Source organism: Methylorubrum aminovorans (assembly GCF_022179725.1).
Classification (GTDB): domain Bacteria; phylum Pseudomonadota; class Alphaproteobacteria; order Rhizobiales; family Beijerinckiaceae; genus Methylobacterium; species Methylobacterium aminovorans.
This window is the reverse complement of the sequence record NZ_BPRC01000043.1, coordinates 1-26,139: the sequence shown is the minus strand read 5'-3', so window position 1 is coordinate 26,139 and position 26,139 is coordinate 1. Positions and strand designations below refer to the sequence as shown.

The 26,139-nt window shown below is 67.8% G+C and carries 20 protein-coding genes and 1 pseudogene; 4 read left to right on the top strand and 17 right to left on the bottom strand.

The features are described 5' to 3' along the window. Positions 1 to 187, top strand: a pseudogene (locus MFF24_RS26650) (carbohydrate porin); the annotation flags it as partial. An 86-nt stretch (positions 188 to 273) separates the two neighbouring features. Here the strand turns inward: MFF24_RS26650 and MFF24_RS26645 are convergent. From MFF24_RS26645 to MFF24_RS26625, 5 genes are all read right to left on the bottom strand, one after another. Beyond that, positions 274 to 3,603, bottom strand: coding sequence for a helicase-related protein (locus MFF24_RS26645; protein WP_238228953.1), 3,330 nt, complete (start codon positions 3,601 to 3,603; stop codon positions 274 to 276). 216 nt (positions 3,604 to 3,819) lie between these two features. After that, on the bottom strand, positions 3,820 to 4,572 hold the full coding sequence (locus tag MFF24_RS26640) for a TerC family protein (protein ID WP_238228952.1): 753 nt from the start codon (positions 4,570 to 4,572) through the stop codon (positions 3,820 to 3,822). A 317-nt stretch (positions 4,573 to 4,889) separates the two neighbouring features. Continuing rightward, positions 4,890 to 5,861, bottom strand: a complete 972-nt coding sequence (locus MFF24_RS26635; RefSeq protein ID WP_238228951.1) for a tripartite tricarboxylate transporter substrate-binding protein — start codon at positions 5,859 to 5,861, stop codon at positions 4,890 to 4,892. A 66-nt stretch (positions 5,862 to 5,927) separates the two neighbouring features. Next, positions 5,928 to 7,433: a tripartite tricarboxylate transporter permease gene (locus MFF24_RS26630; protein WP_108939165.1), complete on the bottom strand. Its 1,506-nt coding sequence runs from the start codon at positions 7,431 to 7,433 to the stop codon at positions 5,928 to 5,930. 16 nt (positions 7,434 to 7,449) lie between these two features. Next, positions 7,450 to 8,115: a tripartite tricarboxylate transporter TctB family protein gene (locus MFF24_RS26625; protein ID WP_133091200.1), complete on the bottom strand. Its 666-nt coding sequence runs from the start codon at positions 8,113 to 8,115 to the stop codon at positions 7,450 to 7,452. Between the two features lie 381 nt (positions 8,116 to 8,496). Between MFF24_RS26625 and MFF24_RS26620 the strand changes: the two genes are divergently transcribed. Continuing rightward, on the top strand, positions 8,497 to 8,748 hold the full coding sequence (locus MFF24_RS26620; RefSeq protein WP_133091261.1) for a hypothetical protein: 252 nt from the start codon (positions 8,497 to 8,499) through the stop codon (positions 8,746 to 8,748). Positions 8,749 to 8,971: 223 nt separating this feature from the next. Here the strand turns inward: MFF24_RS26620 and MFF24_RS26615 are convergent, their stop codons facing one another. Continuing rightward, positions 8,972 to 9,439 carry a 5' nucleotidase, NT5C type gene (locus tag MFF24_RS26615; RefSeq protein ID WP_238228950.1) on the bottom strand — a complete coding sequence of 156 codons (468 nt, stop codon included), beginning with the start codon at positions 9,437 to 9,439 and terminating at the stop codon, positions 8,972 to 8,974. Positions 9,440 to 9,656: 217 nt separating this feature from the next. On the opposite strand from MFF24_RS26615, the gene MFF24_RS26610 reads away from it, so the two are divergent. Continuing rightward, on the top strand, positions 9,657 to 10,301 hold the full coding sequence (locus tag MFF24_RS26610; RefSeq protein WP_133091198.1) for a 2,3-bisphosphoglycerate-dependent phosphoglycerate mutase: 645 nt from the start codon (positions 9,657 to 9,659) through the stop codon (positions 10,299 to 10,301). 118 nt (positions 10,302 to 10,419) lie between these two features. Here the strand turns inward: MFF24_RS26610 and MFF24_RS26605 are convergent, their stop codons facing one another. Then, positions 10,420 to 11,421 carry a phosphoribosylaminoimidazolesuccinocarboxamide synthase gene (locus MFF24_RS26605; RefSeq protein WP_238228949.1) on the bottom strand — a complete coding sequence of 334 codons (1,002 nt, stop codon included), beginning with the start codon at positions 11,419 to 11,421 and terminating at the stop codon, positions 10,420 to 10,422. A gap of 350 nt (positions 11,422 to 11,771) precedes the next feature. Here MFF24_RS26605 and MFF24_RS26600 point away from each other — a divergent pair, with 350 nt between their 5' ends. After that, entirely contained in the window at positions 11,772 to 12,662 is an 891-nt protein-coding gene (locus tag MFF24_RS26600) for an alpha/beta hydrolase (RefSeq protein ID WP_238228948.1), read from the top strand. Positions 12,663 to 12,901: 239 nt separating this feature from the next. Here MFF24_RS26600 and MFF24_RS26595 read toward each other — a convergent pair whose 3' ends face one another. The 10 genes from MFF24_RS26595 to MFF24_RS26545 all read right to left on the bottom strand — a co-directional run bounded on the left by MFF24_RS26595 (position 12,902) and on the right by MFF24_RS26545 (position 25,334). After that, a complete protein-coding gene (locus MFF24_RS26595; RefSeq protein ID WP_133091260.1) occupies positions 12,902 to 13,102 on the bottom strand; it encodes a hypothetical protein in 201 nt (66 codons plus the stop codon). Between the two features lie 136 nt (positions 13,103 to 13,238). Further along, positions 13,239 to 13,769 (bottom strand): phosphate-starvation-inducible PsiE family protein, encoded by a 531-nt coding sequence (locus tag MFF24_RS26590; protein WP_238228947.1) that lies wholly within the window; start codon positions 13,767 to 13,769, stop codon positions 13,239 to 13,241. 105 nt (positions 13,770 to 13,874) lie between these two features. Then, positions 13,875 to 15,242, bottom strand: coding sequence for a H(+)/Cl(-) exchange transporter ClcA (clcA, locus tag MFF24_RS26585; RefSeq protein WP_238228946.1), 1,368 nt, complete (start codon positions 15,240 to 15,242; stop codon positions 13,875 to 13,877). Between the two features lie 41 nt (positions 15,243 to 15,283). Beyond that, a complete protein-coding gene (locus MFF24_RS26580) occupies positions 15,284 to 18,415 on the bottom strand; it encodes an efflux RND transporter permease subunit (protein ID WP_238228945.1) in 3,132 nt (1,043 codons plus the stop codon). 86 nt (positions 18,416 to 18,501) lie between these two features. Further along, positions 18,502 to 19,755, bottom strand: coding sequence for an efflux RND transporter periplasmic adaptor subunit (locus tag MFF24_RS26575; protein WP_238228944.1), 1,254 nt, complete (start codon positions 19,753 to 19,755; stop codon positions 18,502 to 18,504). A 309-nt stretch (positions 19,756 to 20,064) separates the two neighbouring features. Further along, positions 20,065 to 20,298: a hypothetical protein gene (locus MFF24_RS26570; protein ID WP_133091206.1), complete on the bottom strand. Its 234-nt coding sequence runs from the start codon at positions 20,296 to 20,298 to the stop codon at positions 20,065 to 20,067. 546 nt (positions 20,299 to 20,844) lie between these two features. Next, positions 20,845 to 20,988, bottom strand: coding sequence for a DUF2474 family protein (locus MFF24_RS26560; protein ID WP_238228943.1), 144 nt, complete (start codon positions 20,986 to 20,988; stop codon positions 20,845 to 20,847). Between the two features lie 35 nt (positions 20,989 to 21,023). After that, entirely contained in the window at positions 21,024 to 22,034 is a 1,011-nt protein-coding gene (gene cydB, locus MFF24_RS26555; protein ID WP_238228942.1) for a cytochrome d ubiquinol oxidase subunit II, read from the bottom strand. Positions 22,035 to 22,048: 14 nt separating this feature from the next. Then, entirely contained in the window at positions 22,049 to 23,473 is a 1,425-nt protein-coding gene (locus MFF24_RS26550; protein ID WP_238228941.1) for a cytochrome ubiquinol oxidase subunit I, read from the bottom strand. An 811-nt stretch (positions 23,474 to 24,284) separates the two neighbouring features. Further along, entirely contained in the window at positions 24,285 to 25,334 is a 1,050-nt protein-coding gene (locus MFF24_RS26545) for a ketopantoate reductase family protein (protein WP_238228940.1), read from the bottom strand. Between the last annotated feature and the right edge of the window lie 805 nt (positions 25,335 to 26,139).

The following is a 26,139-nucleotide window of genomic DNA, read 5'->3' as shown; positions in this document are numbered from 1 at the left end:
CGTGTTCGAGGCCAACGCGCATCTCGATGTCGGCGCGGGCGTGATCCTCGAGCCGGTGGTGCAGTACGTGGTCAACCCGAACACGTTCTGGAACCCCTACACGCCGCGGCGCGCCAAGGACGGCTTCTACGGCGGCTTCACCCTCGTCGTCCCCCTCGGAACCCTCCTCGGACTCGCGCCGGGCTGATCGACGCTCGCTTGGTCCGCACCTGCTCATCAGCCCTGCCCTCCCGGTTCCACAACCGGGAGGGCTTCATGCGTTGCAGGTCCCACTCAGCCGCGCCGGTCGCGCGCCTCTTCGAGGCGGCGCAGGAAGGCGGCAGCCTGCCGTCCGCGCTCCACCGCATCCTCGCTGCCCCCGCGCATCACGATGCGCCCATCGCGCACCGTGACGTCGTCGGAGACCGGAATCACCGGCATCGTCCTGTCCGGATGGAAATCCGCCGCGATGCCCTGCGGACCGCCGCTGAGGCGGACAATGCCGAGGGTGAGGCATCCGATGCGCAGGGCGGCCAGAGTGAACAGGGCCTCCACCGGCTCCGGCAGCGGCCCGAAACGGTCCTCGATCTCGTCACGCAGGGCGTCGATCTCGGCCGCCTCGCGCAGGCGCAGCAGGCGAGTGTAGAGGCTGAGGCGGATTTCGGGTTCGGGGATGTAGTCGGTGGGCACGCGGCCATTCAGGCCGATCCGCACCTCCGGGCTCCAGTCCTCGGCGGCCTCGCCCTTGGCGGCACGCAGCGCCAGTTGCAGCAGGTGCTGGTAGAGGCCGAGGCCGACGAGCTTGACGTGGCCGGACTGATCGTCGCCGACGAGATCGCCCGCCCCGCGCAGGTCGAGGTCGCGGGCGGAGATGGCGAAGCCCGCGCCGAGCCGGTCGAGCGCCTCCAGTGTGCGCAGCCGCTTCTCGGTGGACGCGCTGAGCGGCTTGTCCGGATGCCCGAACAGGTAGACGACGCCGCGCCGCTGCCCGCGCCCGACCCGGCCGCGCAACTGGTGCAGTTGCGCAAGGCCGAAGCGTTCCGCATCCCAGACCAGCATCGTGTTGGCCCGCGGCACGTCGAGCCCGCTCTCGATGATGCTGGTGGCCAAGAGCACGTCGCCCGCGCCGTCGGCGAAGCGGACCATGGCATCGTCCATCTCCGCCGGCTTCATCTCGCCATGCGCAATCACGACGTCGAGCCCCGGCACGAGCGCGCCCAGGCGTTTCGCCATCGGCGCGATGTCCTCGATGCGCGGGCAGACCACGAAGCTCTGGCCGCCCCGGCGATGCTCGCGCCGCAGGGCCGCGGCGAGCGTCGCCTCCTCGAACGGGGCGATGACCGTGCGGATCGGCTGGCGCACCGCTGGGGGCGTGGCGATCACGCTCAGGCTCTGCAGGCCGACCATCGCCGCCTGGAGCGTGCGCGGGATCGGCGTCGCGCTCAAGGTGAGGATGTGGGCCGCCCCTGCCGCCTTGCGCAGGCTCGCCTTGGTCTTGGCGCCGAAGCGCTGCTCCTCGTCGATGATGGCGAGCCCGAGATCGTGGAACGCGACGCCGCGCCCGGCGAGCGCCTGGGTGCCGACGACGAGGCGCACGCTGCCGTCGGCGAGGCCCTGCTTCACCCGCTTGGCCTCGGCGGGAGGCACGAGGCGCGAGAGATGCGCCACCTTGATGCCGAATCGGGCAAAGCGCCGCCGAAACGTCTCGACATGCTGGCGCACCAGCACCGTGGTCGGCGCCATCACTGCGACCTGCCGGCCGGCGAAGACCGCCGCCGCCGCCGCGCGGAGCGCCACCTCCGTCTTGCCGAAGCCGACATCGCCGCAGACCAGCCGGTCCATCGGCGCCGGGCCGGCGAGATCGGCCAGGGTCTCCTCCACCGCCTGCGCCTGATCGCCGGTGAGGGGATAGCCGAAGCCGGCGGCGAATCGCTCCATCTCGCGCTCCGGCGGCACGATCTGCGGCGCGCGCGTGGTCCGGCGCTCCTGCGCGGCCTTCAGCATTGCCCGCGCCGCCTTGGCGAGCGTCGCCTCCGCCTCCAGGCGCCGCCGGGCCCAGGTGCCGCCGTCGAGCCGGTCGAGGGTCACGGCCTCGGCCTCCGAGCCGTAGCGCCAGATCCGGTCGGCCTGGGTGACCGGCACCATCAGGATCGCGTCGTCGGCAAACCGCAGGCGCAGGGCGTCCTCCGCGTCCGCCTCGCCCGCGCGGATCGTCTCCAGCCCCTCGAACACGCAGAGGCCGTGATCGCGGTCGATCGCGACATCGCCGACCCGTAATTCGACCTCGCCGATCGGCAGCACGGCGGCCCGCCGCTGCACGCCCGCGGCGAGATGCCCGAACAGGTCGGCGGCGGCGATCACGGTCGCGCCCGCCTCCGGCACGCGGAACCCCGCCTCGACGGGGGCCTCGATCGCCAGCATCGCGCCGGGCTCCGCCGCCTCGACCTCGGCCCAGCCGTCGATCAGGCGGACGGTCCGCTCGTCGACGGCGGAGGCCGCCCGCACGAGGCGGCGCAGGGGCGCCTTGGGACCGGCGAGCACCACGCGCTCGCCGGCCTTGAGGGCCATGCGTACGGCTTTGGCGAAGGCTGTCTCGGGACGGCGCTCGCGGGCGAAGACCGGCCCGACCACCGGCTCGGCCGCGTCCCCGGTTGCGGCGGCAAGGCGACGGGCCTCGATCAGCGCCGCCCACGCCTCGGGCGCGAGGTAGAGATCCGGCTCCCGGTTAGGCTTCGATGTCCGCCCATTTCCGGCCAATGCGGTCAGGCCTTCCGCCTCGCGTCCCTCGGCGATCTGGTCGAAGAAGGCGGCGGCGCGCTCCTCCACGCCATCCTCGACGACGAGGCGCGCCTCGGGCACGTAGTCGAGGACCGTCACGAGTTCGGGATAGAAGCGCGCCAGCCGGTGCTCCTGGCCGGTGAAGGGTTCCAGCGACAGGCCGGAATCCGGGTCGAGGATGATCTCGGTCGCGGGATCGATCACCAGCCGCTCGGTCTCGACCTTAGAACGCTGCGACACCGGATCGTAGGAGCGGATCGCGGTGATGCGGGCGCCGTCGTGCTCGATCCGGCAGGGAAGCGGCGCGGCCGCCGGGAACACGTCGAGGGTTCGCCCGCGCAAAGCCACCTCGCCCGGCTCGTCGACCCGGTCGTCGAGGATGTAGCCGAGCCGGGCCAACTGCGCCGTCAGCCGTTCCGGATCGAGCGCATCCCCGACGCGCAACTCGACATGGGCGCCCGCCCAGGTCTCCGGCGGCGGCACGCGTTGAAGAAGCGCGGGAGCGGTGGTGAGCAGGATGTCGGGTTGCGCCTGGGCGTCGGTCAGCCAGCGCAGCACACCCGTGCGCGCCCCCATGACCCCGCGCGAGGGCGAGGCGCGATCGAACGGCAAGCAATCCCATTCGGGATAGACCGCCACGCTCCGCTCCGGAGCCAGGGCCCGCAGAACGGCGGCGATCTCATCGAGACGGCGCCCGTCGCGGGCCACGTGGATCAGCGGACGCACGGCCCCTGCCAAGCCGAGCAGGGCGATCGCCAGGGCTCCCGTCGGGATCAACGGAGCGGCAGCCGCTTCGTGACCCGCATCCTGATCGTCTCGGGGCTTCGCGGTCCTGGGCTTTGCCATCTCTGTTCCGTGCAGGCGACGTCCGGGGTCGGGCTGTGGGAACACCGCACAGCCTGTCGGCGGTTCCTGTCCGGTCGTGCGATTGCCGGCTCTCTCTACACTTCGCTGGGGACGGCTGTGGACGAAGCGACAACACGACACGGCCGCGGCGGCGGCCGATCGTGCCGATTACTGGCGCCGACCGCCCGCCCGATGGGCGCCGAGCCCGCCATAGCCTCAGTGACCGAGGACGTCGGCCTCCGCCGTGCCCACGGCCTCGGCCTGCTCGCCCGCGACGGCCCGATCGGATTTGCGCCTGAGGAGGGCGCCGATGCCGATGACGAGGACGGCGCCGAGGGCAGCCGCCACGTAATGCAGACTGGGCTGCAGAGCGGTGGGCAGGGCCTCGATCACGTGCTGCTGCACCATCCGATCCGTGACGATCATCTCGCCCGCCACCCAGCCGAGAAGCCCGCCCCCGAACCAGATCAGCATCGGGAACCGGTCGATCAGGCGGGTGATCAGGGTCGCCCCGACCACGAGGAGCGGGACGGAGAGAGCCAGGCCGATGATGAAGAGCTCATCGTGCCCCTTGGCGGCCCCCGCCACGGCGACGACGTTGTCGAAGCTCATGACCGCGTCGGCGACGGCGATCGTCCAGATGGCCTTGGGCAGGCTGGACTGCTCCTTGATGCTGCTCTCGTCTTCCTCCTCGCCGCGCACCAGCTTCACGGCGATGTGCAGCAGGATCATCCCGCCGACGACTTTCAGCAGCGGCACCGCGAGAAGCTGCGAGATGATGAGGGCGAAGACGATCCGCAGAAGCGCCGCGACCAGGGCGCCGACATACACGCCGATCCGCCGCTGCCGCTCGGGCAGCCCTCGGCAGGCCAGGGCGATGACCACGGCGTTGTCGCCCGACAGGAGGATGTCGATCCAGATGATCTGGAGAAGGGACAGCAGGAAGGAGGAACTGAGATAGGTGTCCACGTTTCGCGCGCTTTCGCTGCCCCAGCCCGTCGCGGCGGTGCGAACGCCAGCGTTCGCACCGTGGTCTCACAGGACGATGAGGATGTTCGGTCAGACCGGTCGCATCGCTAAAAGTGCCTCACAAAACTCCCGGTCACCGACGGTTCTCGTTCTGGTGAGGACAGCGCGGCGGGCGTTTTGTGAGAGACACTAAGGGGATCGCCGGCTCGATGGGCTTCTCCGGCGAAGGGATGCCGGATCGCTGCGGGTCACGCAGCGACGTTCGCCGAAGGCCGGTCCCATCGGCAACCCGCCCGGGACCGGCCCTCGAAGGCGTATCAGGGGTTGCCCTCGGCGGCGGACCGGAGGACGGGCGTCCAGCGGGCGACCTCGCTCTCGACGAGCTTCTGCAGCGCGTCGGGTCCGGCCTCGGCCTCCTTCGGCACCGTGCCACCGAGTTCGAGGATACGCTTCTTGGCGCCCGGATCCTTGAGCGCGGTATCGAGGGCGGAAACGAGCTTGGCCCGGACATCGGCCGGCAGGCCCTTCGGTGCGAAGACAGCGTTCCAGGCGCTGACCTGATAATCGGGCAGGCCCGCCTCCTTCGTGGTCGGCACATCGGGCAGGCTCGGGGAGCGCTCGGGGGTCGCGATCGCGTAGGCCTTGATCGTGCCGCCGGTGATCTGCGGGGCGACGTTGACGATCTGGTCGGTCATGAAATCGACCTGCCCCGCCACCAGGTCGTTCAGCGCCGGCCCGGTGCCGCGATAGACGACCAGCGTCGGCTTGGCGCTGATGAGCGAGTTGAACAGGATGCCCGTCGAGTGCGAGACGGAGCCGACGCCAGCATGGGCTTGGTTGACTGAGGCGCCGCCGCTCTTGAGGGCCTCGACGAAGCCCTTCAGGTCAGGAGCCGCCATGGATTTCTTGGCGACGATGACGATCGGCGTGCCGGCGGCGAGGCCGATCGGGTCGAAGCTCTTGGCGGGGTCGTATTTCAGGCCCTTGAACAGGGCCGGCGCCGCGCCGTGCGTGCCCATATGGCCCATCATGATGGTGTAGCCGTCGGGCGCGGCCTGCGAGGCCCGCGTGATCCCGGTCGTGCCGCCGGCGCCCGTCACGTTCTCGATGACGACCTGCTGGCCCAGCACCCGCGACATCGGCTCGGCGACGATGCGCGCGACGACGTCGGTCGGGCCGCCGGCCGCGAAGGGCACCACCATGGTGATCGGGCGCTGAGGGTAGGTGTCCGCGGCGGCCCCGAAGGCGGCGAGCACCGACAGGAGACTGATCGCAAGAGCCGTTCTCATGGTTTCCTCATACCTTCCTGTTTCTTGTCTCGTCGGTGACTCTGGAGCCTCTCGGTCTTTCGCCGCTCAGGCTTCCGTGAAGACCTCATCGCGGCTTCGCCGCAGCGACGGCAGCAGCGCCAGCGCCAGAATGGTGAAGGCGACGAGGAACAGCACTGCGCTGACCGGACGCTCGAGGAAGACCATGGCGTCGCCGCGCGACAGGGTGAGGGCGCGCCGCAGGTACTCCTCCATCAGCTTGCCCAGCACGAAGCCCAGCAGGAGCGGCGCGGGCTCGAAGCCGAACTTGATCAGCGCGTAGCCGAAGATTCCGAAGGCCGCGATCAGCATCACGTCGGTCGGCAATGAATTGATCGAGTAGATGCCGATCGAGCAGAACATCAGGATCGCGGGGAACATCAGCCGGTAGGGCACCTTCAGGAGGCGCACCCAGATGCCGACCAGCGGCAGGTTGATGACCAGCAGCATCAGGTTGCCGATCCACATCGAGGCGATCATGCCCCAGAACAGGTTGGGGCTCTTGGTCATCACGCCGGGCCCCGGAACGATGCCGTGGATCGTCATCGCACCGACCATCAGCGCCATCACGGCGTTGGGCGGAATGCCGAGGGTGAGGAGCGGGATGAAGGCCGTCTGCGCGCCCGCATTGTTGGCGCTCTCCGGGCCGGCGACGCCCTCGATGGCGCCGCGGCCGAAGCGGCTCGGATCGCGGGCGATGCGCTTCTCGACGGTGTAGGCGGCAAAGGGCCCGAGGACGGCGCCATTGCCGGGCAGGATGCCGAGTGTCGCCCCGATCGCGGTGCCGCGCAGGGTCGAGGGCAGCGCCTGCCGCAGATCGGCCAGGCTCGGCAGAAGGCGGCCGATGCGCGCCCGCGCGATCTCCCGCGTCTCGGTCTGGTCGAGGTTGCGCAGGATCTCGGCCACCCCGAACAGGCCCATCGCCAGCACGGAGAAGTCGATGCCGTCGGTCAGGAAGGTGAGGCCGAAGGTCATCCGTTCCTCGCCGGTCTCGAGGTCGGTGCCGACGCAGGCGAACAGGATGCCGACCAGGATCATGGCCACGGCCTTGAGCACGGAGCCGTGGGCGAGGACGACGGCGAAGGCCAGCCCCATGACCATCAGGGCGAAGTATTCCGCCGGCCCGAAGATCAGCGCGAGGCGGGTCAGCGGCGCGCCGAGCGCCGCGATCAGCAGCGTGGCGACGGTGCCGGCGAAGAACGAGGCGATCGCGGCCGTGCCGAGCGCGATGCCGGCCCGGCCCTGCCGCGCCATCTGGTGCCCGTCCAGCGTGGTGACGACCGAGGTCGCCTCGCCGGGGATGTTGACGAGGATCGCGGTGGTCGAGCCGCCGTACTGCGCCCCGTAATAGATGCCGGCGAGCATGATCAGCGCGCCGACCGGGTCGAGGCCGAAGGTGATCGGCAGCAGCATGGCGATGGTGGCGATCGGTCCGACGCCGGGCAGCACGCCGATCAGCGTGCCGACGAGGCAGCCGAGGAAGCAGAGCAGCAGGTTCTGCAGGCTCAGCGCGACGGCGAAGCCGAGACCGAGATTGGAGAGGAGATCCGGCACGGGCTTGCGCTTCCGATCAGGCGGTCATCGAGTGCCGGGCGACGTCGGTCTCACCCCGACGGGCGGACCGGCGCTGCAGGACGAGCAGACCCAGCCCCGCCAGGGCGAGTGCCCCGGCCATCAGACGCAGCAGCACCCGCGAGGGAATCGTTCCGCTCATGGCCTCGACGAAGGCGGTGGGAAAGAGCGGAATCGGCAGGTTGAGCAGATCGCCGAACAGCAGCATGCACCCGGCCGTGAGGAGCAGCGCCAGGATCAGAAGCTCGCGGAACCGCGCTTCGGGGCTGGCATAACCCGCGAGGATGACCGCGAGGGGACCGGCAACGATCAGGCCGAGGCCCGGCGTGGTGATGGGGCCGAGGGTGGCGGGCCGGATCGTCGCCGCGAAGGCGAGGATGGCGAGGACGACGACGACCGGACCGCGCAGGCCGACGGTCTGAAGCCCCTCGCCGCCGCGGACCAAGCCCGTCACGGCCAGCACGACCCCGCTAGCGGCCACGCCGATCGCGACCCAGTGCGGCAGCATGCCGGGGCCCATCGCACCGAGGGTGCCGCGCGGCAGATCACCCGTGGCCCAGACGCCGAACACCCCGAGCAGCACGAGGCCGAGGCCGGCCACTACGTTCTGCGGTATGCGCGAGTGCGCACGCACCGCCTCAGCGCCACTCGACCGGTCGCTCATTGTCCCCTCTCAAACGGGCATGCCCGCACCGGCGATTCCGGTGTGCGCGGCACATCGGGAACGACCGGATCCTCCCCCGAGGAATTTTGCCTGAAGCCTATGCTGCAAAGCAAAGCTTCCGCAAGAGCTTGCGCCCGCGAAAAGCTGTCGTTCCAGACCCTTTGTTGCCGACAACAGACCCGGCGGCCGCCACGCTGGCCCCGCTCGGCAGCACCAGGGCAAGCCGACAGGCCTCATCGGCGCCGGCGCAGCGGGCGCATTTTTTACGCGAGAGACGAACATGTCGGACCGCAGGTCGAACGGCGCCGACGTCTGAACCCTTTTCTGTGATTGCGCGTTTGTCTCCCCGGTTTAGCAGTTTAGGGGAGAGGACGAATGTCCATACGTAAGGTTCTCGTCGCGGCGGCCGCCCTCGGCACACTGATGATCCTCGAAGTTCCGAGCCATGCTCAGGGGTTCCGGATCGGTCCCGGCGGCGTGGAAATTGATGATGGCCGTGGCTATCGCGAAGAGCGCGACGAGCGCCGCTACCGCCGCATGTGCCGGGACCTTCGCGATCGTTGCGAGAACAAGGACATCTACGGCGAGGAAGGTCAGGGCAATTGCCGGCGCTACCGCCGCATGTGCGGTTGAGCGCAGCGAAAACTCGTCATCGCTCAGAGCGATGTCCGGCCCGATCGCATCGGGTCGGACATGGCACAAGACAGGCCGGCTTACGAGTGCCTCACGAAACTCCCGGTCACCGACCGTTCTCGCTCTGGCGAGGACAGCGCAGCGGGAGTTTTGTGAGAGACACTAAGGCGCGTCGGCTCAAGGTGCATCGGCCCACGTGCCGGACCCAAGGCGGCGGCCGCGGTCAAATGAAGCCGTGGGCGCGCAGGGCCTCGATCGACGAGGCTGCGTTCCGATGATGGATGAAGACGCCGCCGGCCTCCTCCCAGCGATGCCGGTGCGTGGTCCAATCGTCGACCAGCGCATCACCGGGACGGCAATGCTCGCGCTTCAGGGCGGCGGTCGTCGTGATCATCGCCACACCGGGGAAGTGACGCTCCGCCCAGCGCCGCTTCTGCGGCTCGGCCCAGTTCCCCCGCGGCAGGCCGGTGAGGATGACGGGCCGGCAGGCCTCGACCGCCTCGTAGAGTTCCCGCGCATCCGGCATCGGATCGAGGTCCGCGAAGAAGTCCGGCGCGGCCGCCAGCCTGTTCCAGAACTCCTTCAGGCCGAACCGACCCTGGAATGCCTCCGGCGACATCCCGAGCACGCGGGTGGCCCCACGATCGAAGTCGGCCAGGACCCCGTCGCAATCGAGAAACACCGTTGGCATCGCCGCGTCACACCCTCCGCTGTCTGGCCGCTGTCTGGCATCGCAGCCCCCTCGCAAGGCCCGACGGACAACGCGCATCGACGACTTCGGCTCGCCGCGGGAACGAAAGGCCGCGGCCTCCATCCCGATCTGCCCATCGAGGTGCGATGCGCCGAGGCGGGAGCGATGTTGCGAGCCTGTTCGGGACGCGATAGCTCGCTTCGGCGAGCGGATGGACATGGACAGCAACAAACACACTCTCGTGCTCGTGCGGCACGGCCAGAGCGAGGACAACGAGCGGGAGCTGTTTTCCGGATTGCGGGATCCAGCCCTGACGCCCCGAGGCGTCGAGGAGGCCACCAAGGCGGGCGAAATGCTCCGGTCGCTCGGATACCGCTTCGACGAGGCGTTCACGAGCCGGCTCCGGCGGGCTCAACATACCCTCGCGCTGATCCTCGATGCGCTGGGTCAAACCGATCTACCGGTGCACGCGGATGCGGCCCTGAACGAGCGGGACTACGGAGCGCTGGCGGGCCTCAACAAGACGGAGGCGCGCGCCCAGTTCGGGGTCGAGCAGGTCCGTACCTGGCGGAAATCCTACGATGCGGTGCCGCCCGGCGGCGAGAGCCTGGCGATGACGGGCGCGCGCCTCTGGCCGTACTTCGAGCGCGCCATCGCCCCTCGCGTTGAAAGCGGCGGCTGCGTGCTCGTCGTCGCCCACGGCAACTCGCTGCGATCGCTGCTCATGCGCCTCGACCGCATCGAGCCCAGGCACATCGAGGACGTGAACATCGGCACGGCCGAGATCCTCGTCTACCGTTACGACGCCGCCTCTCGAACGCTGACGCGAGCGGCGGCGATCGCGGCAAACGCGAGCGCGTGATCGATCGTGTCGAGCCCGGCTCGGATCGGGTTCGCAGCGCCGACGTCCGCGCCGGCGCCGGAGCCCCACCGCGGCCGTTGCCGCGCGAAAAGACGCCGGCGCGCGAGCGCTCGAAGGCTCAGATCGACCCGTTCGCGCCGTCGCCGCGCAGATACGCCTCGAGATTGCGCCGGATGCGCTCGATCGGCACTTCGGTCGGATCGGGCAGGACGAAGGTCTCCTGCGTGATGGTCTCGTAGGCGCGGATGTAGACCGCCGCAGCCCCGAGCACGACCTCGGGCGGGATCTCGGGAATCGGATCGCGGTAGGGATCGCAGCGCGCCACGACCCAGTTGCGGACATAGTCCTTGTCGAAGCTCTCGGGCGCCGTCCCGGCCGCGAGCCGCTCGGGATAGCTTTCCGCGAACCAGTAGCGGCTGCTGTCCGGGGTATGGATCTCGTCGGCGAGCACGATCCGCCCGTCGGGGTCGGTTCCGAACTCGTACTTCGTGTCGGCGAGGATGAGGCCGCGCTCGGCGGCGAGTGCCTGCCCGCGGGCGAAGAGCGCCAGCGCCGCTTCGGAGACGATCTGCCATTGCGCGGCCGTCAGCAGACCCTGTTCCAGGATCGCCGCCTCGCTGAGCGGCTCATCGTGCCCCCCATCCGCGGCCTTCGTCGTCGGCGTGATGACCGCTTCCGCCAGACGCTCATACGCGCGCAGGCCGTCGGGAAAACGATGGCCGTACATCTCGCGCTCGCCGCGCTGATAGCGGGTGAGGATCGAGGTGGAGGTCGTCCCCGCCAGATAGCCCCGCACCACGACCTCCACCGGCAGGATGTCGAGGCGGCGCCCGACGACGACGTTCGGGTCCGGATAGGCGAGCACGTGGTTCGGACAGATGTCGGCGGTCCGCTCGAACCAGTAGCGGGCGGTTTGCGTCAGCACCTGCCCCTTGAAGGGAATGGCGGCCAGCGGGCGATCGAAGGCGCTGATCCGATCGGTGGTGATGAGGATCCGGCGGCCGTCGGCCAGATCGTAGTTGTCGCGAACCTTACCCCGGTAGCGATTCGGCAGCCCCGCGATCTCCGCCTCGTCCAGAACGTGATGCGCGTACGGCGCGAGGGCGCTTGCATCCTTCATTCGTCTCACCCGCTCGTTTCAGGAAGGGAGGTCAAGCACGCCTCGTAGCAGGGAAGCGCCCCATCGTCGCCGCGGAACGAGGCACAGCGCCCCTCTCTGGCGCCAGCCCGGCCGGCCTGCAGGCGCGGCTTTGCGAACTGCCTCTCACCAATGGCTCCGCTCACGACGGCCCTCGTTTGCGCCGGGTATCGGGCGTCTTTCCGGAGCCTCGCGCCGCAAGGCCGCCCGGAAGGGCCCGCCGGCGTCATTTTCAAAGCCGCGCCCGCGTGCAAAACTCCTCGCGCGACCCCACGGAAGGCGTGCCCCGGCCTCGTCCGGAGAGGCCTTTCGGACAACCGGATCGGAGCGCGATGCCGTCGTCCGAAATCGATGCGATCCGGGCCCGCCTCGCCGCCCATCCGAGGCCCGCAGATCTCGCCGCACGGCGCGCGCGGATCGATGGTCTCGGGGCCGGCTACGGTCTGCCGCCGGACGTGGTCGTCGAACCGGTCGACGCGCACGGCGTGCCCGCGGAATGGACGAGCACGCCCGCGGCCCGGGGCGACCGTGTCGTGCTGTTCCTGCACGGGGGCGGCTACGTCTCCGGCTCCCTGACGAGTCATCGCCACATGGTCGCGCAGGCCGGGCGCGAGGCCGGCGCGCGCACCCTGGCGCTCGACTACCGGCTCGCGCCCGAGCATCCGTTTCCGGCCGCTCTCGAGGATGCTCTGGCCGGATACCGGTTTCTGCTCGATGCCGGCATCGCGCCGGCACGGATCGCGCTTGCGGGGGAGAGCGCGGGAGGCGGTCTCGCGCTGGCGACGGCCCTTTCGCTGCGGGAGGCGGGATGGCCGCTGCCGGGTTGTCTTTGGCTCAGTTCACCCTGGACCGACCTCGCCCTGACCGGTGCCAGCCTGGAGACCAAGGCCGCCGTCGACCCGCTGCTGAGCCGGGCCTATCTGTCCGAACTGGCGAGCCTCTACCTGAACGGCGCCGATGCGCGCGGCGCGCTCGTCTCGCCGATCTACGCCGACCTGGCCGGATTGCCGCCGATGCTGATCCAAGTCGGCTCGGCCGAGACCCTCCTCGACGACGCGGTTCGGCTGGCCGCCCGTGCGGGAGCCGCGGACGTCTCGGTGTATCTCGAGATCTGGTCGGCCATGATCCATGCTTGGCACCTCTTCTACCAGGAGGTCGCGGAGGGTCGGCGCTCGCTGGCCGCGGCGGGGGCCTTCATCAAGGGTCGTCTCGACGGTGCTTGAGTGGGCGGGGTGTCGGGGCGGACGCGATACGAGATCCGCATCCAACTCGCTGGCGCCGGGGCGGAGTCCTCAGGCCCCTGTTTCGACGCGCACGCTCTTGCCCATCCGGTATCGGCTTCGTCGGGATGAGGTCCGACTCGGGCCGCCGGTTGAGCAATTAGAGTGCCTCACAAAACTCCCGGTCACCGACCGTTCTCGCTCTGGCGAGGACAGCGCAGCGGGAGTTTTGTGAGAGACACTTACTCGCCTCGGACCTGCCGCTGATCGCGCTCTAACTGCTGCAGCAGCTCCGCCAAACGCGGATCGAGCACCTCGTCGAGCACGGGCTCATACAACGCTTCCAACTGTCGCCCGAGCCGCAGCCGCGTGCGGGCATCGAGGATCGGCGTGTGCTCGACCGGGGGCGCCGATGGCGGATTCACATCAGGATTGGCATTCATCGGGGATTGGCGCTCGACGTTCGCAGGGGACGGCTGCAGGAAGCCTTGATCAATCTCAACGCCTGATCCGCGTTTTAGCCCAACGACGGCCCGTGCGGGCTTTCGATCCGCGAATCGAGCTCGGCCGCGGTACCGGTCAAGGACCGGCCTGTTCCTGCGCTTCCTCACCCGCCGGCTTGCCGTCGTCGCGCGCGCGATGGAGCACGAAGATCGCAAACACCATGGTCAGGATCAGACCGGCCAGAACCGCGAGTTCGATCATCGACGCCTGGAACAGCGCTTGTTTTTCCGGGGACCAATCCTTGGCATGGGTGATTTCCGAGGATTGCAGAGTGATCACGAGGACACGCCGGATCGAGGCGATGAGGCCGACGATCAGGAACGGCTCGCAGGTCAGCCTGCCCGAGCGCATTGACACCCGCACCGTGTGCAGGATTTCGATGAGCATCAGCAGGAACAGCAGCCGGTCTACGACTTCGAGGATCTGATCGGTGCCCCCCAAGGTGCGAAAGGCTTCCCATGTCAGCCCGGCGGCATCGATCAGCGCGACGAGTGCGGTCAGAGCGAGCAGGGCGCCGAGCGCCGCATAGATCGCGTGCTCCGTATGGAGGAAGATGAAGCTCGCTGCGCGCGTGAGCCGGCCCTGACCCTCAGTGACGCTGGACATGGCTCACGCTCCTCCCGGTGTTCCGGCCTCACGTGTTCCGGGGATCAGACACGATCGGGCGCGGAGCGTCCGGCGCCGGAGCCATCGCTCGCCTCGCGGCTAGCCTCAGTTCGCCGCACGGTCTGGGGCGGCCGCCAGACCGATCTCCGAGTCGTTGCCCGGCCCCCGGCCGGCCCGGGCAAGGGCGCGCTCCAGCATCTGTCCATAAATCGGACGGCCGCCGAGCCATTGGGCCACGAGGCTGGCCGCCAGGCAGGCCGTCAGCATGGGCAGGACGAGCGCATAGTGGGTCGTGAGTTCGAGCACCAACACCACGCCCACGGCCGGTGCGTGCACGGTTGCGCTGAAGAGCGCGGCCATCGCCACGATGGCAAAGGAAACGGGCGTCACCCCGATGCCGGACAAGACCTCGGGGAACACCATCTGGGCGAACAGGCCGAAGGCTAAGCCGATGCAGGTCGCCAGCGACAGGATCGGCGCGAAAATGCCACCCGGCGTGCCCACGGAATAACAGACGACCGACGTGAACAGCCGGGCGACCGCCAGGATCAGGAGCACGCCCGCACTCGGGGTCAGAACGGCGATGTGTGAAATGACCTGTTCCCCGCCCGTCGCGGTGCGCGGCGCGAGGATCAGCAGGGCGCCCACGAGCAGCCCGACCAGGGCAGGCCAGACATACGGGACATGCTTCTGCCATACGGCGGCGATGTCCAGCATCGCCAGAATGCATCGATTGAACAGCACGCCCACCGCACCCAGGAGGATGCCCAGAACGGCGAAGGCCGGCAACGAAGCCAGGTCCGCCGGCCCGGCGGAGAGCGGCAGGTCCGGCCGCGCGCCCGAGATCATCTGGGTTACCGCGGTTCCGGTGATCGCCGCAGCGAACACCCCCATGTAGTTCCGAAAGCTGTAGGGGAACTGCTTGCGCGTTTCCTCGATGACGAACAGCACGGCCGCCATCGGGGCATTGAAGGCGCAGGCGAGACCCGCCCCCGCGCCGGCCGCGAGCAGAGCCCGCCGATCGACGTCTCGCATCCGGAACATCTCGGACGCCGCGAGCGCCGCCGAGCCGCCCATGTGAATGGTCGGCCCCTCGCGGCCAAGAACCAGGCCCGAGCCGATCGCCGCGATGCCGGCGACGAACTTAACCGGCAGCACGCGCTCCCAGTGTACATGCCGGATGCCGGCGATGGCTCCCTCGATCTCCGGAACCCCGCTCCCGCTTGCTTCCGGGGCGAAGCGCCGGGTGATGAACACGGCAAAGACCGTGGCCGCCATGGTGATGGCGGCGCTCGCCGCGATCAACCGCCAGCCCCCGGTATGGCCGGCGAGCCATGCAGGCCAATCGATGATCCTGTCGATGGCGAGGTGGAAGAGGCCGCCGAACACGCCTGTCAGGGCACCGACGATCAGGGCGACGGCGACGAAGCGTGCCTGCTGCCAGGGCGGAGCGGGTTGATCTGCCGGCTTCATCCGCGCCCCCTCCCCTCGCCCGCCGCCGTCCGGACCACCGGTCAGGCGGGCTGCCCCTGCCTCGCCTTCCCCTGTCTCACGCGCTCGCGCAGGGTCTGGACCGTGACGTAGAGCATCGGCACGAGGAAGATGCCGATCGAGCTCGCGGCGATCATCCCGCCGAAGACCGCGGTGCCGACGTCGCGACGGCTGATCTGGGCCGCGCCGGTGGCGATCACGAGGGGGACGAGGCCGAGGATGAAGGCGATGGAGGTCATCATCACGGCGCGGAACCGTTGCTCGGCGCCGCGGATCGCGGCCTCCCGGATCGGCACGCCCGCCTCCCGCTGATCCTTCGCGAACTCGACGATCAGGATGCCGTTCTTGGCCGCGAGCGCGATCAACACCACGAGACCGATCTCGCTGTAGAGATCGAGCGAGAGGCCGGCGAGCTTGACGGCAAGGTAAGAGCCGAAGGCGCCGACCACGACGGACAGAAGGACCGGAATGGGAATCGCCCAGCTCTCGTAGAGGGCGACGAGGAACAGGTAGGCGAACAGGAAGGCGAGGCCGAGGACGATCCAGGTCTGCCCGGATGCCTGCTGCTCCTGGTAGGCGGTCCCGGTCCACTCGTAGCTGTAGCCGTCCGGCAAGGTCCGGTTGGAGATCTGCTCCATCGCGGCCATCGCGGCGCCGGAGGAGATGCTGGGCGCCGGGCTGCCGTTCACGCTCACGGCGCGGAAATTGTTGTAGCGAGTGAGCACCTGCGGTCCGAGCACGATGTGATCGCTCGCAACCGACCGCAGCGGCACCATCTGGCCCGAGGCGCCGCGGACATAGATGTTCCAGATATCGCGAATGTCGCCCCGGTTCTCCGCTTCGCCCTCGACGTTCACCTGCCATGTGCGGCCGTAGAGGTTGAAATTGTTGACGTAGACCCCGCCGAGCGTGGCTTGCAGCGAACTGAACACGTCGCTCATCGCCAGCCCGAGCACCTGTGCCTTGGTGCGGTCGATGTCGAGGAAGATCGAGGGATTCGATGCCGTGAAGGTGGAGAATACGCGGGCGAGCTGCGGGTCGCGGTTCGCCTCGGCAACGAGGCCGCGGACGACCGCGTCGATCGTCGCCGAGTCCTGGCCCTCTCGCGCTTCGAGCACGTATTCGAAGCCGCCGCTCGTCGAAAGACCGACGATGGGCGGAAGGTTGAAGGGCAGGACCGTCGCCTGCCCGATCTTGGCGGCCGCCGCATACGTGCGCCCGATCAGGGCCTGGGCGGATTCAGCGGCACTTGTGCGATCGGCGAAGGGCTTGAGCTGCGCGACCAGGAACGCGGAATTCGGCTCGGCCGCCCCGTCCAGGAGCGAGAAACCGATGACCGAAAGCACTTGGTTGACGCCGGGCATATCCTTCAAAAGCCCCTCGACCTCGGCCGCTACGGCACTCGTGCGGGCCACGGAGGCGCCGTCGGGCAATCGGACCGAGACGAAGAAGGCGCCTTGATCCTCTTCCGGGAGGAAGCCGACCGGTGTGATTCGCGAGAGGCCGAAGATGCCGCCGGCGAACAGCAGCACCAGCGCGAGCGACAGGGCGGACACGCGAACAAGCCGACGGACGCCCGACGCATAGCGGTCCCGGACCCAGTCGATTCCGCCGAGCACCCGGCCCATGATGCCGCGCCGAGCGCGCGTGGGGCGCAGGAAGACCCCGCAGAGCGCGGGCGAAAGGGTCAGCGCATTGATCGCCGAGATCACCATCGCGGCGCTGATCGTGACGGCGAACTGCCGGAACAGCGTTCCCGACACGCCCGGGATGAAGGCGATCGGAACGAAGACGGACAGGAGGACGAGGGTGATGGCGATGATGGGCGCCGTGATCTGGGTCATGGCGAGCTTCGTCGCCTCGGCCGGCGACAACTCCGGATGCTCCTCCATCACCCGCTCGACATTCTCGACCACGACGATGGCGTCGTCGACCACGATGCCGATGGCGAGGACCATCGCCAGGAGCGAGACGGTGTTGGCCGAGTAGCCGAGCACGAGGAGCACCGCGAAGGTGCCGATAAGGCTCACCGGCACGGCGATCGCAGGGATCACCGTCGCGCGCAGATTGCCGAGGAACAGGAACACGACGAGGACGACGAGGACGAAAGCCTCGGCCAGCGTCCGCAGCACCTCGGAGATGGTGTCTTTCACGAAGGTCGTGGAATCGTGCACGACCGCGTATCGCAATCCGGCCGGGAAGCGCGCCGAGAGCCGGTCCAGGGTGGCCTTCACGGCGGTTGCGGTCCGCACCGCGTTGGCGCCCGGCACGAGGTAGATGGCGACGGGGACGCCGGGGCGGCCATCGAGCCGGGATTCGCTGTCGAAGCTCTGCGCGCTGAGTTCCACCCTGGCGACATCGCGGATCCGAACCACGGAGCCGTCGGGATTCGTCCGCAGGACGATCGCGCCGAACTGCGCAGGCGTCGACAATCGACCCTGCGTCTGCACATTCATCTGAATCTGCTGCTCGTTGGTGATCGGCGGCGCGCCGATGCGGCCGACCGGTGCCTGCACGCTTTGCGCCCGTATCGCATCCACGACGTCCGAGGGCGCGAGCGTCAGGCTCGTCAGGCGCTGCGTGTCGAACCAGATGCGCATGGAGTAGTTCATCCGCGCAAACAGGTTGGCTTGGCCTACTCCGGCCGTGCGCGAGATCTCATCGAGCACGTTGATGATGGCGTAGTTCGTGATGAAGAGCGGGTCCTGCGCGCCCGTCTCGCTGTAGAGGACAGCGAACAGCAGAATCGCGGACGACTTCTTCTGCACCTTGAGCCCCTGCAACTGCACCTCGGACGGGAGCTGAGACAGGGCCGACTGGACCCGGTTGTTGACGCTGACCGTGTTGATGTCCGGGTCGGAGCCGAGTTCGAAACTCACCGCCAGGCTGTAGCTGCCGTCATTGGCGCTCGCGGACTTCATATAGATCATGCGGTCGACACCGATGACCTGCGCCTCGAGCGGTTGGGCGACGCTCGCCTCGACGACCTCGGCGGAGGCTCCCGGATACGTCCCCGACACGCTCACCTGCGGCGGCACGATGTCCGGAAACTGCGCGACCGGGATCCGCAGCAGTGCCAGCCCGCCGGCGATCGTGATGATCAGCGCGATGACGAGTGCGAGACGGGGGCGGTCCACGAAGATCGACGAGATCATGCCACGCCTCGGGCTCGGTTGCCTTAGAGCATCGCCCCGAAAGGTGGCTGCCGGCCTTCGGAAAAAGACGATGCAACATCAATGACCTAGCGTCGGCGACTCGAACCATCGGGGGATGCCGGGGCGGCCCGGCCATCCCTCGCGGCCGAGTTCCGCATGAACCTCTGAAGAGTAGTGTCGGCGGGCTCGGGCGAGACCGCCTCACCCGCGCGGACCCGCTGTAGACCCTCGGCGATCACCTGCTCCCCGACCTTGAGACCGCTCGTCACCGCCGCGAGCGTCGTGCTCGACTGGCCGAGTTGAATCCGACGCTGCTCGGCCCTGTTCTCGGGTCCGATCACGTAGACGTAGCTGCCCTGCTGATCGGCCAGGACGGCGGCTCGGGGGATCGCAACCACCTCGACCGGCTCGGCGCCTTCGAGGAACACGGTCACGAACTCGCCGTCCAGAAGTTCGCGAACGGTGATGGAGTCGTGCGTCCGATCGAAGATCGGAGGATTGGGCAGCACGCCGCGAAGCAGGATCGTATCCGTGTTCGTCGCGATGGTGTTGTTGACGAAATCGAGCTTGCCGGTGTGACCGTAGAGGCGGCCGTTGGGCAGTTGCGCCCGGATCACGACGGCGCCGAACCCACCGAGCGGCGTGTAGCGCGCCCGCAGAGTGATGGCCTCGTGCACCGGCACCGGAAACGTCACGAACATCGGGTCCTGGCTGACGATCGTCGTCAGCACACCGGAGCCCGGCCCGACCACGTTGCCGATCGTGAGGGCGGTGCGCCCGATCTGGCCCGTGATCGGCGCCCGGATCTCCGTGTAGCCGAGATTGATCTGCGCCGTGTCGAGCTGGGCCTGGGCGGCCTGGAGCTGTGCCTCCAGGGCGCGCTCGTTCGCGAGGGCCGCGTCATAGGTCGATTGCTGCCCAGCCGGTCCGCCGAGCAGAGTTCTCGCCCGTTGCGTCGTGAGACGGGCGTTGCCCAACTGCGCTTCGACTTGCGCGATCTGCGCCCGTTGAGCGTCCACGGCCGCCTGGAACGGTCCCTTCTCGAGAAGGTAGAGGAGCGTGCCTTCCTGGACGTCGGCGCCCTCGACGAAGAGCCGCTTCTCGATGAACGCCGTCACCCGCGCGACGATATCGACGCGTTGCTTCGCTTCGATGCGGCCGATGAACTGCTCCGTCTGCGTGATCGGCTCCTTGCGGGCCGTGACGACGCCGACGACGGGCGGGCCAGCCGGCTGGCCCTGCCCCTGCGCGAACGCCGTCGAAACCGCGGGCAGGCAGGCGGTGCAGAGCGTCGCGGCGGCCCACCCGACCCGGAGCGTGAACCGGCCGGACACCGTCACCTCCACCTCCGGGGGATCGCCAAGCGAAACACGACGGACGGCCGAATACCTTGGCCCTTTGCTTCCCGGCCCTGCGGCGGGTCGGGCTGGTAGGGCGTCACGGGTGGCGCGGCCGGCGCGGCGCCTTGCCTGGCCCGATGCCCCTGACGCGCATCCGCGATGGCGAAAGCCCCCAGACTCGCATCCTGCGCCGCTTCGCCGACCCGGGCGCCGACCATGCCGCCCCGAACGCCTGATACGAGGCGGCACGCCGGATGCCCGCTCTGCCTCATCCGTCCCAACATCGACGCTTGCTTCTGCAAGAGATGTTCAGAACGACGGCTTGTTGCCGATGCATTTGCATCGCTTCGATTTTAAGATCCGGCAGCGGCCGCTGCAGCAGTCTCTCGCGCTGCGTCCGACCCATCCGTTGCCGCGACATTCGATGTTCATGTCGCGGGTCGTCATGATCTGGCCCGGCCGACTCATCGCCGCCGTCGCAGTATAAATATTTATTCCCATAATCATGGCCGGAACAGCAGCGAGCATGGCAACGCCTCGCATGGCGCATCCTCCGTGATGATTGATTGATCGGCGAAATACCGCACAACGCGGCCATTTATTGCTGTCACAGGATGATTGTATCTGAGCTATGCAATGTTAGATTATGCCATGGAAAGTTTCGCTCGACGTCGATCGTCCGGGCACCCTCAACGCAGCTCGAAAGACGAGAGCGGATCGGCGCGAGCTTTGAACCGATCCTTCTCTTAGGTCCGTGTATTGCGCCGGCCGGAATTTGCCGAAGATCAGCTCTTTGACGATACTCAATTCACGATGGCGATGTCGCGGTCGGCGCTCACCTTCGACCGAGCGAAGCCGCAGACGATCGCACCGCCGAAACTCTGGACATCGCGGGCGACAGCGGCGGCGCTGCCGCCGATACGAGTGTCGGCACAGAGTATAGTCGATACCGGCGCGCCGGCTCCTTGATGGCGATCAATCCCGTTCCTGCAAACCTCCACCCGAGACGGTCAGGATCTGTCCATCGATCCAGGAGGCTGCGGACGGGCACAGGAACCGAGCCGGCCACGGCCGTGATGGAGCCGCCGATCAAGACGGTTTCAGCAGCCATCGAAGCGGCAGGGCGACGAGCGTCAGGCTCACCACACTCATCGCCCAGAGCAGAACGAACCAGCCGATCCGGCCAAGTTTGCCGGTCATCGCCGCCATGCGGAGGCGTGCGGCGTTGGGCACGAAGGCAGGTCCCGTTGCCGGCCGCCGGGCACCCATCAGTGATACCCGGATTCCGGTGTGACCTTGCCGCGGAACAGCCAGTAGACGTAGGCCGTGTAGCCGAGCACCATCGGGATCAGCACCGCCGCACCGGCGAGGAGAAAGGCTTGGCTGCTCGGATGCGTGGCCGCCGCCCAGATCGTGATGTCCGGCGGCACGATCATCGGCCAGAGGCTGATGCCGAGACCGATATAGGAGAGCAGGAAGAAGCCGAGCGCGCAGAGGAAGGGCATGAGTTCCTCCCGCCGCTCCAGGGCACGCTGGAAGCGCAGCGCCAGCAGCCCGACGAGCACGGGCACCGGCACCCCGACGAGAATGCCGGGGAAGGAAAGCCAGCGCTCGCGGAAGGGAGCGCTGAGGATCAGCATCGTGAGCGAAACGATGGCGATCAGGACCAGGGTCGCCAGGCCGAGAGGGCGGGCGAGGCGGTAGGCGCGGATCTGCAACTCGCCCCCCGTCTTCCAGATGAGCCAGCATGCCCCAAGGAGCCCGTAGCCCACCACCAGCGCCACGCCGGTCAGCAGGGAGAACGGGGTGAGCCAGTCCCACCAGCCCCCGGCATAGGCGCGGCCGTTGACGCGGATGCCCTGGGCGAGGGCGCCGAGCGCGATGCCCTGGCAGAAGGCCGCCACGTAGCTGCCCCAGGAGAAGGCGCGGTCCCACCAGAGCTGCCCCCGAACTGTCACCATGCGGAAGCGCATCTCGAAGGCGACGCCGCGGAACACGAGGGCGAGCAGCATCAGGATCAGCGGCATGTAGAGCGCCGGCAGGATCGTCACGTAGGCCAGCGGGAAGACCGCGAAGAGGCCGCCGCCGCCGAGGATCAGCCAGGTCTCGTTGCCATCCCATACGGGCGCGACGGAGTTCACCATCACGTCCCGGTCGGCCTTGGCCGGCACGGCCGGGAACAGGATGCCGATGCCGAGATCGAACCCGTCCATCGCAACGTAGAGGAACACCGCCGTGGCGATCAGGACGGCCCAGATCAACGTGAGGTCGAGAGACATGGAAGACCCGTCCTTCACTCGGCCGGCTGGGCATTCGGGCCGGCCGCGATCGCCGGGGCCGGGGTGATGCCGGCGGTGCGGACCGGCCGGCCGGTGGGCACACCCGCCTCGTGCGGCCGCGGCGGCTGATTGAAGAGGTGGAGGAGGTACCAGATGCCGGCCCCGAACACGACGAAGTAGACCACGGCGAAGGCCGCGAGCGAGGCCGCGACGGCGGGGGCGGCAATGGGTGAGACGCTGTCGGAAGTGCGCAGCAGCCCGTAGACCGTGAAGGGCTGACGCCCGGCCTCCGTTACGACCCAGCCCGCCGTGACGGCCACGAGGCCTGACGGACCCATCGCGACCGCGCAGCGCTGCAGCCATCGTGAGCTGTAGAGCCGTCCTTTCCAGCGCAGATAGAGCGAGGCCATTCCCAGCGCGATCATCAGGAAGCCAAGCCCGACCATGACCCGGAAGGACCAGAACACCAGAGGCAGGTTCGTCGGCCAGGTGTCACGGGGCAGTGATTTCAGCCCGCGCACCTCGGCGTTCAGGTCGTGAGCGAGATACAAGCTCGCGAGCCCCGGAATGCCGATCGCCCAGCGCGTCGTCTCGGCCTGCGCGTCGGGCCAGCCGAACAGGATCGAGGGCGCGCGCCGCTCGCTCTCGAAATGGCCCTCCATCGCCGCGACCTTGGCGGGCTGATAGTGGTAGGTGTTGGTCCCATGCAGGTCGCCGAGGACGAGTTGCACGGGGGCGACGACGGCGGCCATCCACATCGCCATCGAGAACATCAGACGGGCACGCGGATTCGACCGGTCGCGCAACAGGTGCCACGCCCCCACCGCGCCGACGATCATCGCCGTGGTCAGGTAGGCGGCGGTGACGGTGTGGGCGAAGCGGAAGGGGAAGGACGGGTTGAAGATCGCCGCCCACCAATCCTGGGGCGCGAAATGGCCGTTGGCGTCGAGCACGTAGCCCGCCGGCGTCTGCATCCAGGAATTGGCCGACAGGATCCAGAAAGCCGAGGTCAGCGTGCCCACCGCGACGAGGCAGGTGGCCAGGAAATGAAGGCGCGGGCCCACGCGCTCCAGACCAAACAACATCACACCGAGAAAGCCCGCCTCCAGGAAGAAGGCCGTCAAAACCTCGTAGCCCAGAAGAGGGCCGAGGATCGGAGCTGTCTTGTCGGAGAAGACCGACCAGTTGGTGCCGAACTGGTAGCTCATGACGAGACCCGAGACGACGCCCATGGCGAACGCGACGGCGAAGATCTTGAGCCAGTACCGGTAGGTATCGAGATAGACCGCCCGTCCGGTCGTGAGCCAGAACGCCTCCAACACAGCGAGAAAGCTAGCCAGGCCGATGGTGAAGGCCGGAAACAGAAAATGCCAGACGACCGTGAAGGCGAATTGGCTTCGGGCCAGATCGAGTGCGCTGGGGAGGTGGTCGGCCAACATTCCTGACACTCGATTCGCAAGATGGGCGAAGGATGGCTTTGCGATGAATCCGACGAAGCGGGCCGCGACGATCAAGGCGCTCGAGCGCTGGGCGTCGGCCGCAAACCTTGAAGACGATGAAACGCGGATCGATCGCTTCAGCTACGGTCGTTGGAACTCGGGGGCATTCTCAAGCAAGCCGCACGGCCTACTACATGAATTCGCCTCCCCGAGCGCCGGCCAAATTTTTCTCCCTTCCGCCTATTCGACAATCCACTCAAATACTGATGTTGAATGTACGTGTTACTATATAAATTGCGGCGGCATCAGCGCACATCCTGGCCGCCTTCTCGGTCGAAGGCCTCGTCGATCCCTCGATAGGAAAGCTCATCACATCGAGGATCACATTGATCGAAATCAGACCGCTTCGGTCGATCACCTTGCGCCTTGCCTCATCCCGTCATCGCAAGGCGGGGCCGAAGGGATTCAGCGCGCGACCTGTTCGGAGAGGGCGAGCCCTGGATTGCCGCGACTTCCGGCTTCGCCTCGCAATGACAGCGAAGAGACCGGGGCGATCAAACGGATGACGTATCAGACAGGACCATCGCGGCGTCGACAGCATGCGACCAAAATTGCCCCCTGGATCGCCTCGTCCGCTCGGACACGTGCCCGGGCAACTGCGGGAGCCGGTGGCGGAAGCCGGAGCGGGCGACGCTCCGCGCATATCCAGGAGGCAGGGTCGGAGATAGTCGGTGGGCTTGGATCGACGAAACCAGCTCGGCCTCTGCGACCTAACGGGGATCCGAAGATCCCAGAGTCCGACTGCGCCCGATCAGCTCACGACGATGCGCTCGTCGAGCTTGCGGTCAACCGTTTGGACCGTCTGGTCGATCTCGGCGTGAGGTGTGCCAAGCTGATGCGCGATCAGCTTCACCAATAGGTCGACCCGCTCGATGAAGGGAGCGCCGTTCGCGACGGCGCGCGCAGCGGATGAGGGCTTGAGGAGGCTCTCGGCGGCTTTGGCATATTTCTCGAACGGCACTTGGTCTCTCGGATCGGCCCCCAGGCGCCGGGCGACGGCATCGACGTGTTCGTAGATGGCGCGTGAACGCGCCAGATCGGTGTGCACGGCGTCACGGATCGACTGCATCTTGTCCGGCGTGATGCAGCGATAATTCCCTGTCAGCAGCATCGACCATTTTGCGAGCGGCACAAACAGAGAGTCGAACACCTTCAGCTTGACCGGCACATCCTGGCCGTCGAGCCGTACGGCATCGATGTCGGCCTCCAGCTCTCGGAGAATCCGGGTGTGCGCCTCATCAGCGAAGGGCGCGGCCTTGAAGTTCGTCGGCAGCCCGACCTGGAGGACGTTCGCACCCTCGTCGGGCGGACGAAAGGCCTGCGGATCGGGAGAGCAGAGCGACACCAATCCTGGCTCGAACCGATCCCAAACGCCCGCATTGGTGTAGGCCGCCTCCAAATCCATCTCCGCAAGCGCCGGGATGCGCTTGAGATACGGCAGAGGCGGCATGTTCATGAGGGAGAGGCAAGGGAGCCGTGCCGTGGCGATCTTGATCATCAGCACACGGATCGTGTGGTTGGTGTACTGCGGCTCCTGCATGGCGAGGACGGCCAAGTCGTAGCGGGAGACATCGACCTGCTCCGGCGCAGCCGCGTCCACGGTTCCCGGAAGATCGCGCGACCGGATGGCCCGGGAGTCGGCCTCCCCACGCAACGTGAGGCGAACCTCCGTTCCCTCACGGTTGATCAAGTCCGCCGTCTTCCGGCGGCAGACGAGGGTCACGTTGTGACCCGCCATCAGCAACTTCGTGGCGAGTAACGACCCGTACGAGGCGCCCAGAATCAGGATGTTGCGAGGCATGCCGTTCCCTCCAGCCGTCTTATTGGAAGCTCGAAGTCCCACGTCCGGAAGCACTATTGCATGCCTTGCGCTCTGGGCTCACCGGTTTCCTGCACGCACCCTTGAGCCGTCCCGCCTCCGGATCGGCAAAGTCCTTTGCAGCTGCCCGCCGCCGTCCCTCGATCTGGAGGTCAAGAATCGGAGGACGCCGGACCTGAACGGCGACGATTCGGAAGCGGCGCGGACACTTGCAGCCTGCGGCGCCACGCATGGGCGCTAACGCACGGATCACGTCCGCGCGCTGAGACGGGCCAGCCCTGGATGCCCCTCGTAGGCGTAATGTCTATGCCATCAAGCCCTGGGATTGGACACAGTGGTGGACGGTGAGAACCTCGGCGCATGCGCGGCGCATCTGCCCGCCTGCATCGCGTCCGCGGACATACTCCCGGCCCTCGAGCGGCCCCTCCATCCCTCCCTTGCGCAGCCGACACGATTCGAACGTGTGACCTTTGCCTGAGGAAGGCTACGCTACCATCCCTTTTAGCAATTAGGGCATTTCATCACCCCGCACAGCACCGTGGTATCACTGGGCCATCGCAGGCAGCCGGCATGGACCCCGCCCCTTCCACAAGTCTCGTAAGAGGCCATGGAGGCCGACTCGGCTGATTTCGCAGGCGTGACCTCAGAAGATCAGAACGAGCACGACGGCCAGGATTAGGGCCTGTCGTCGCCTGAACGGATTGCGAATTTTGGCGTTTTCTCGGTTTCGAATGAGGAGACGTGATGCTGTCAGACGCACAGTGGGGTGAGTTGGAGCCGTTGATCG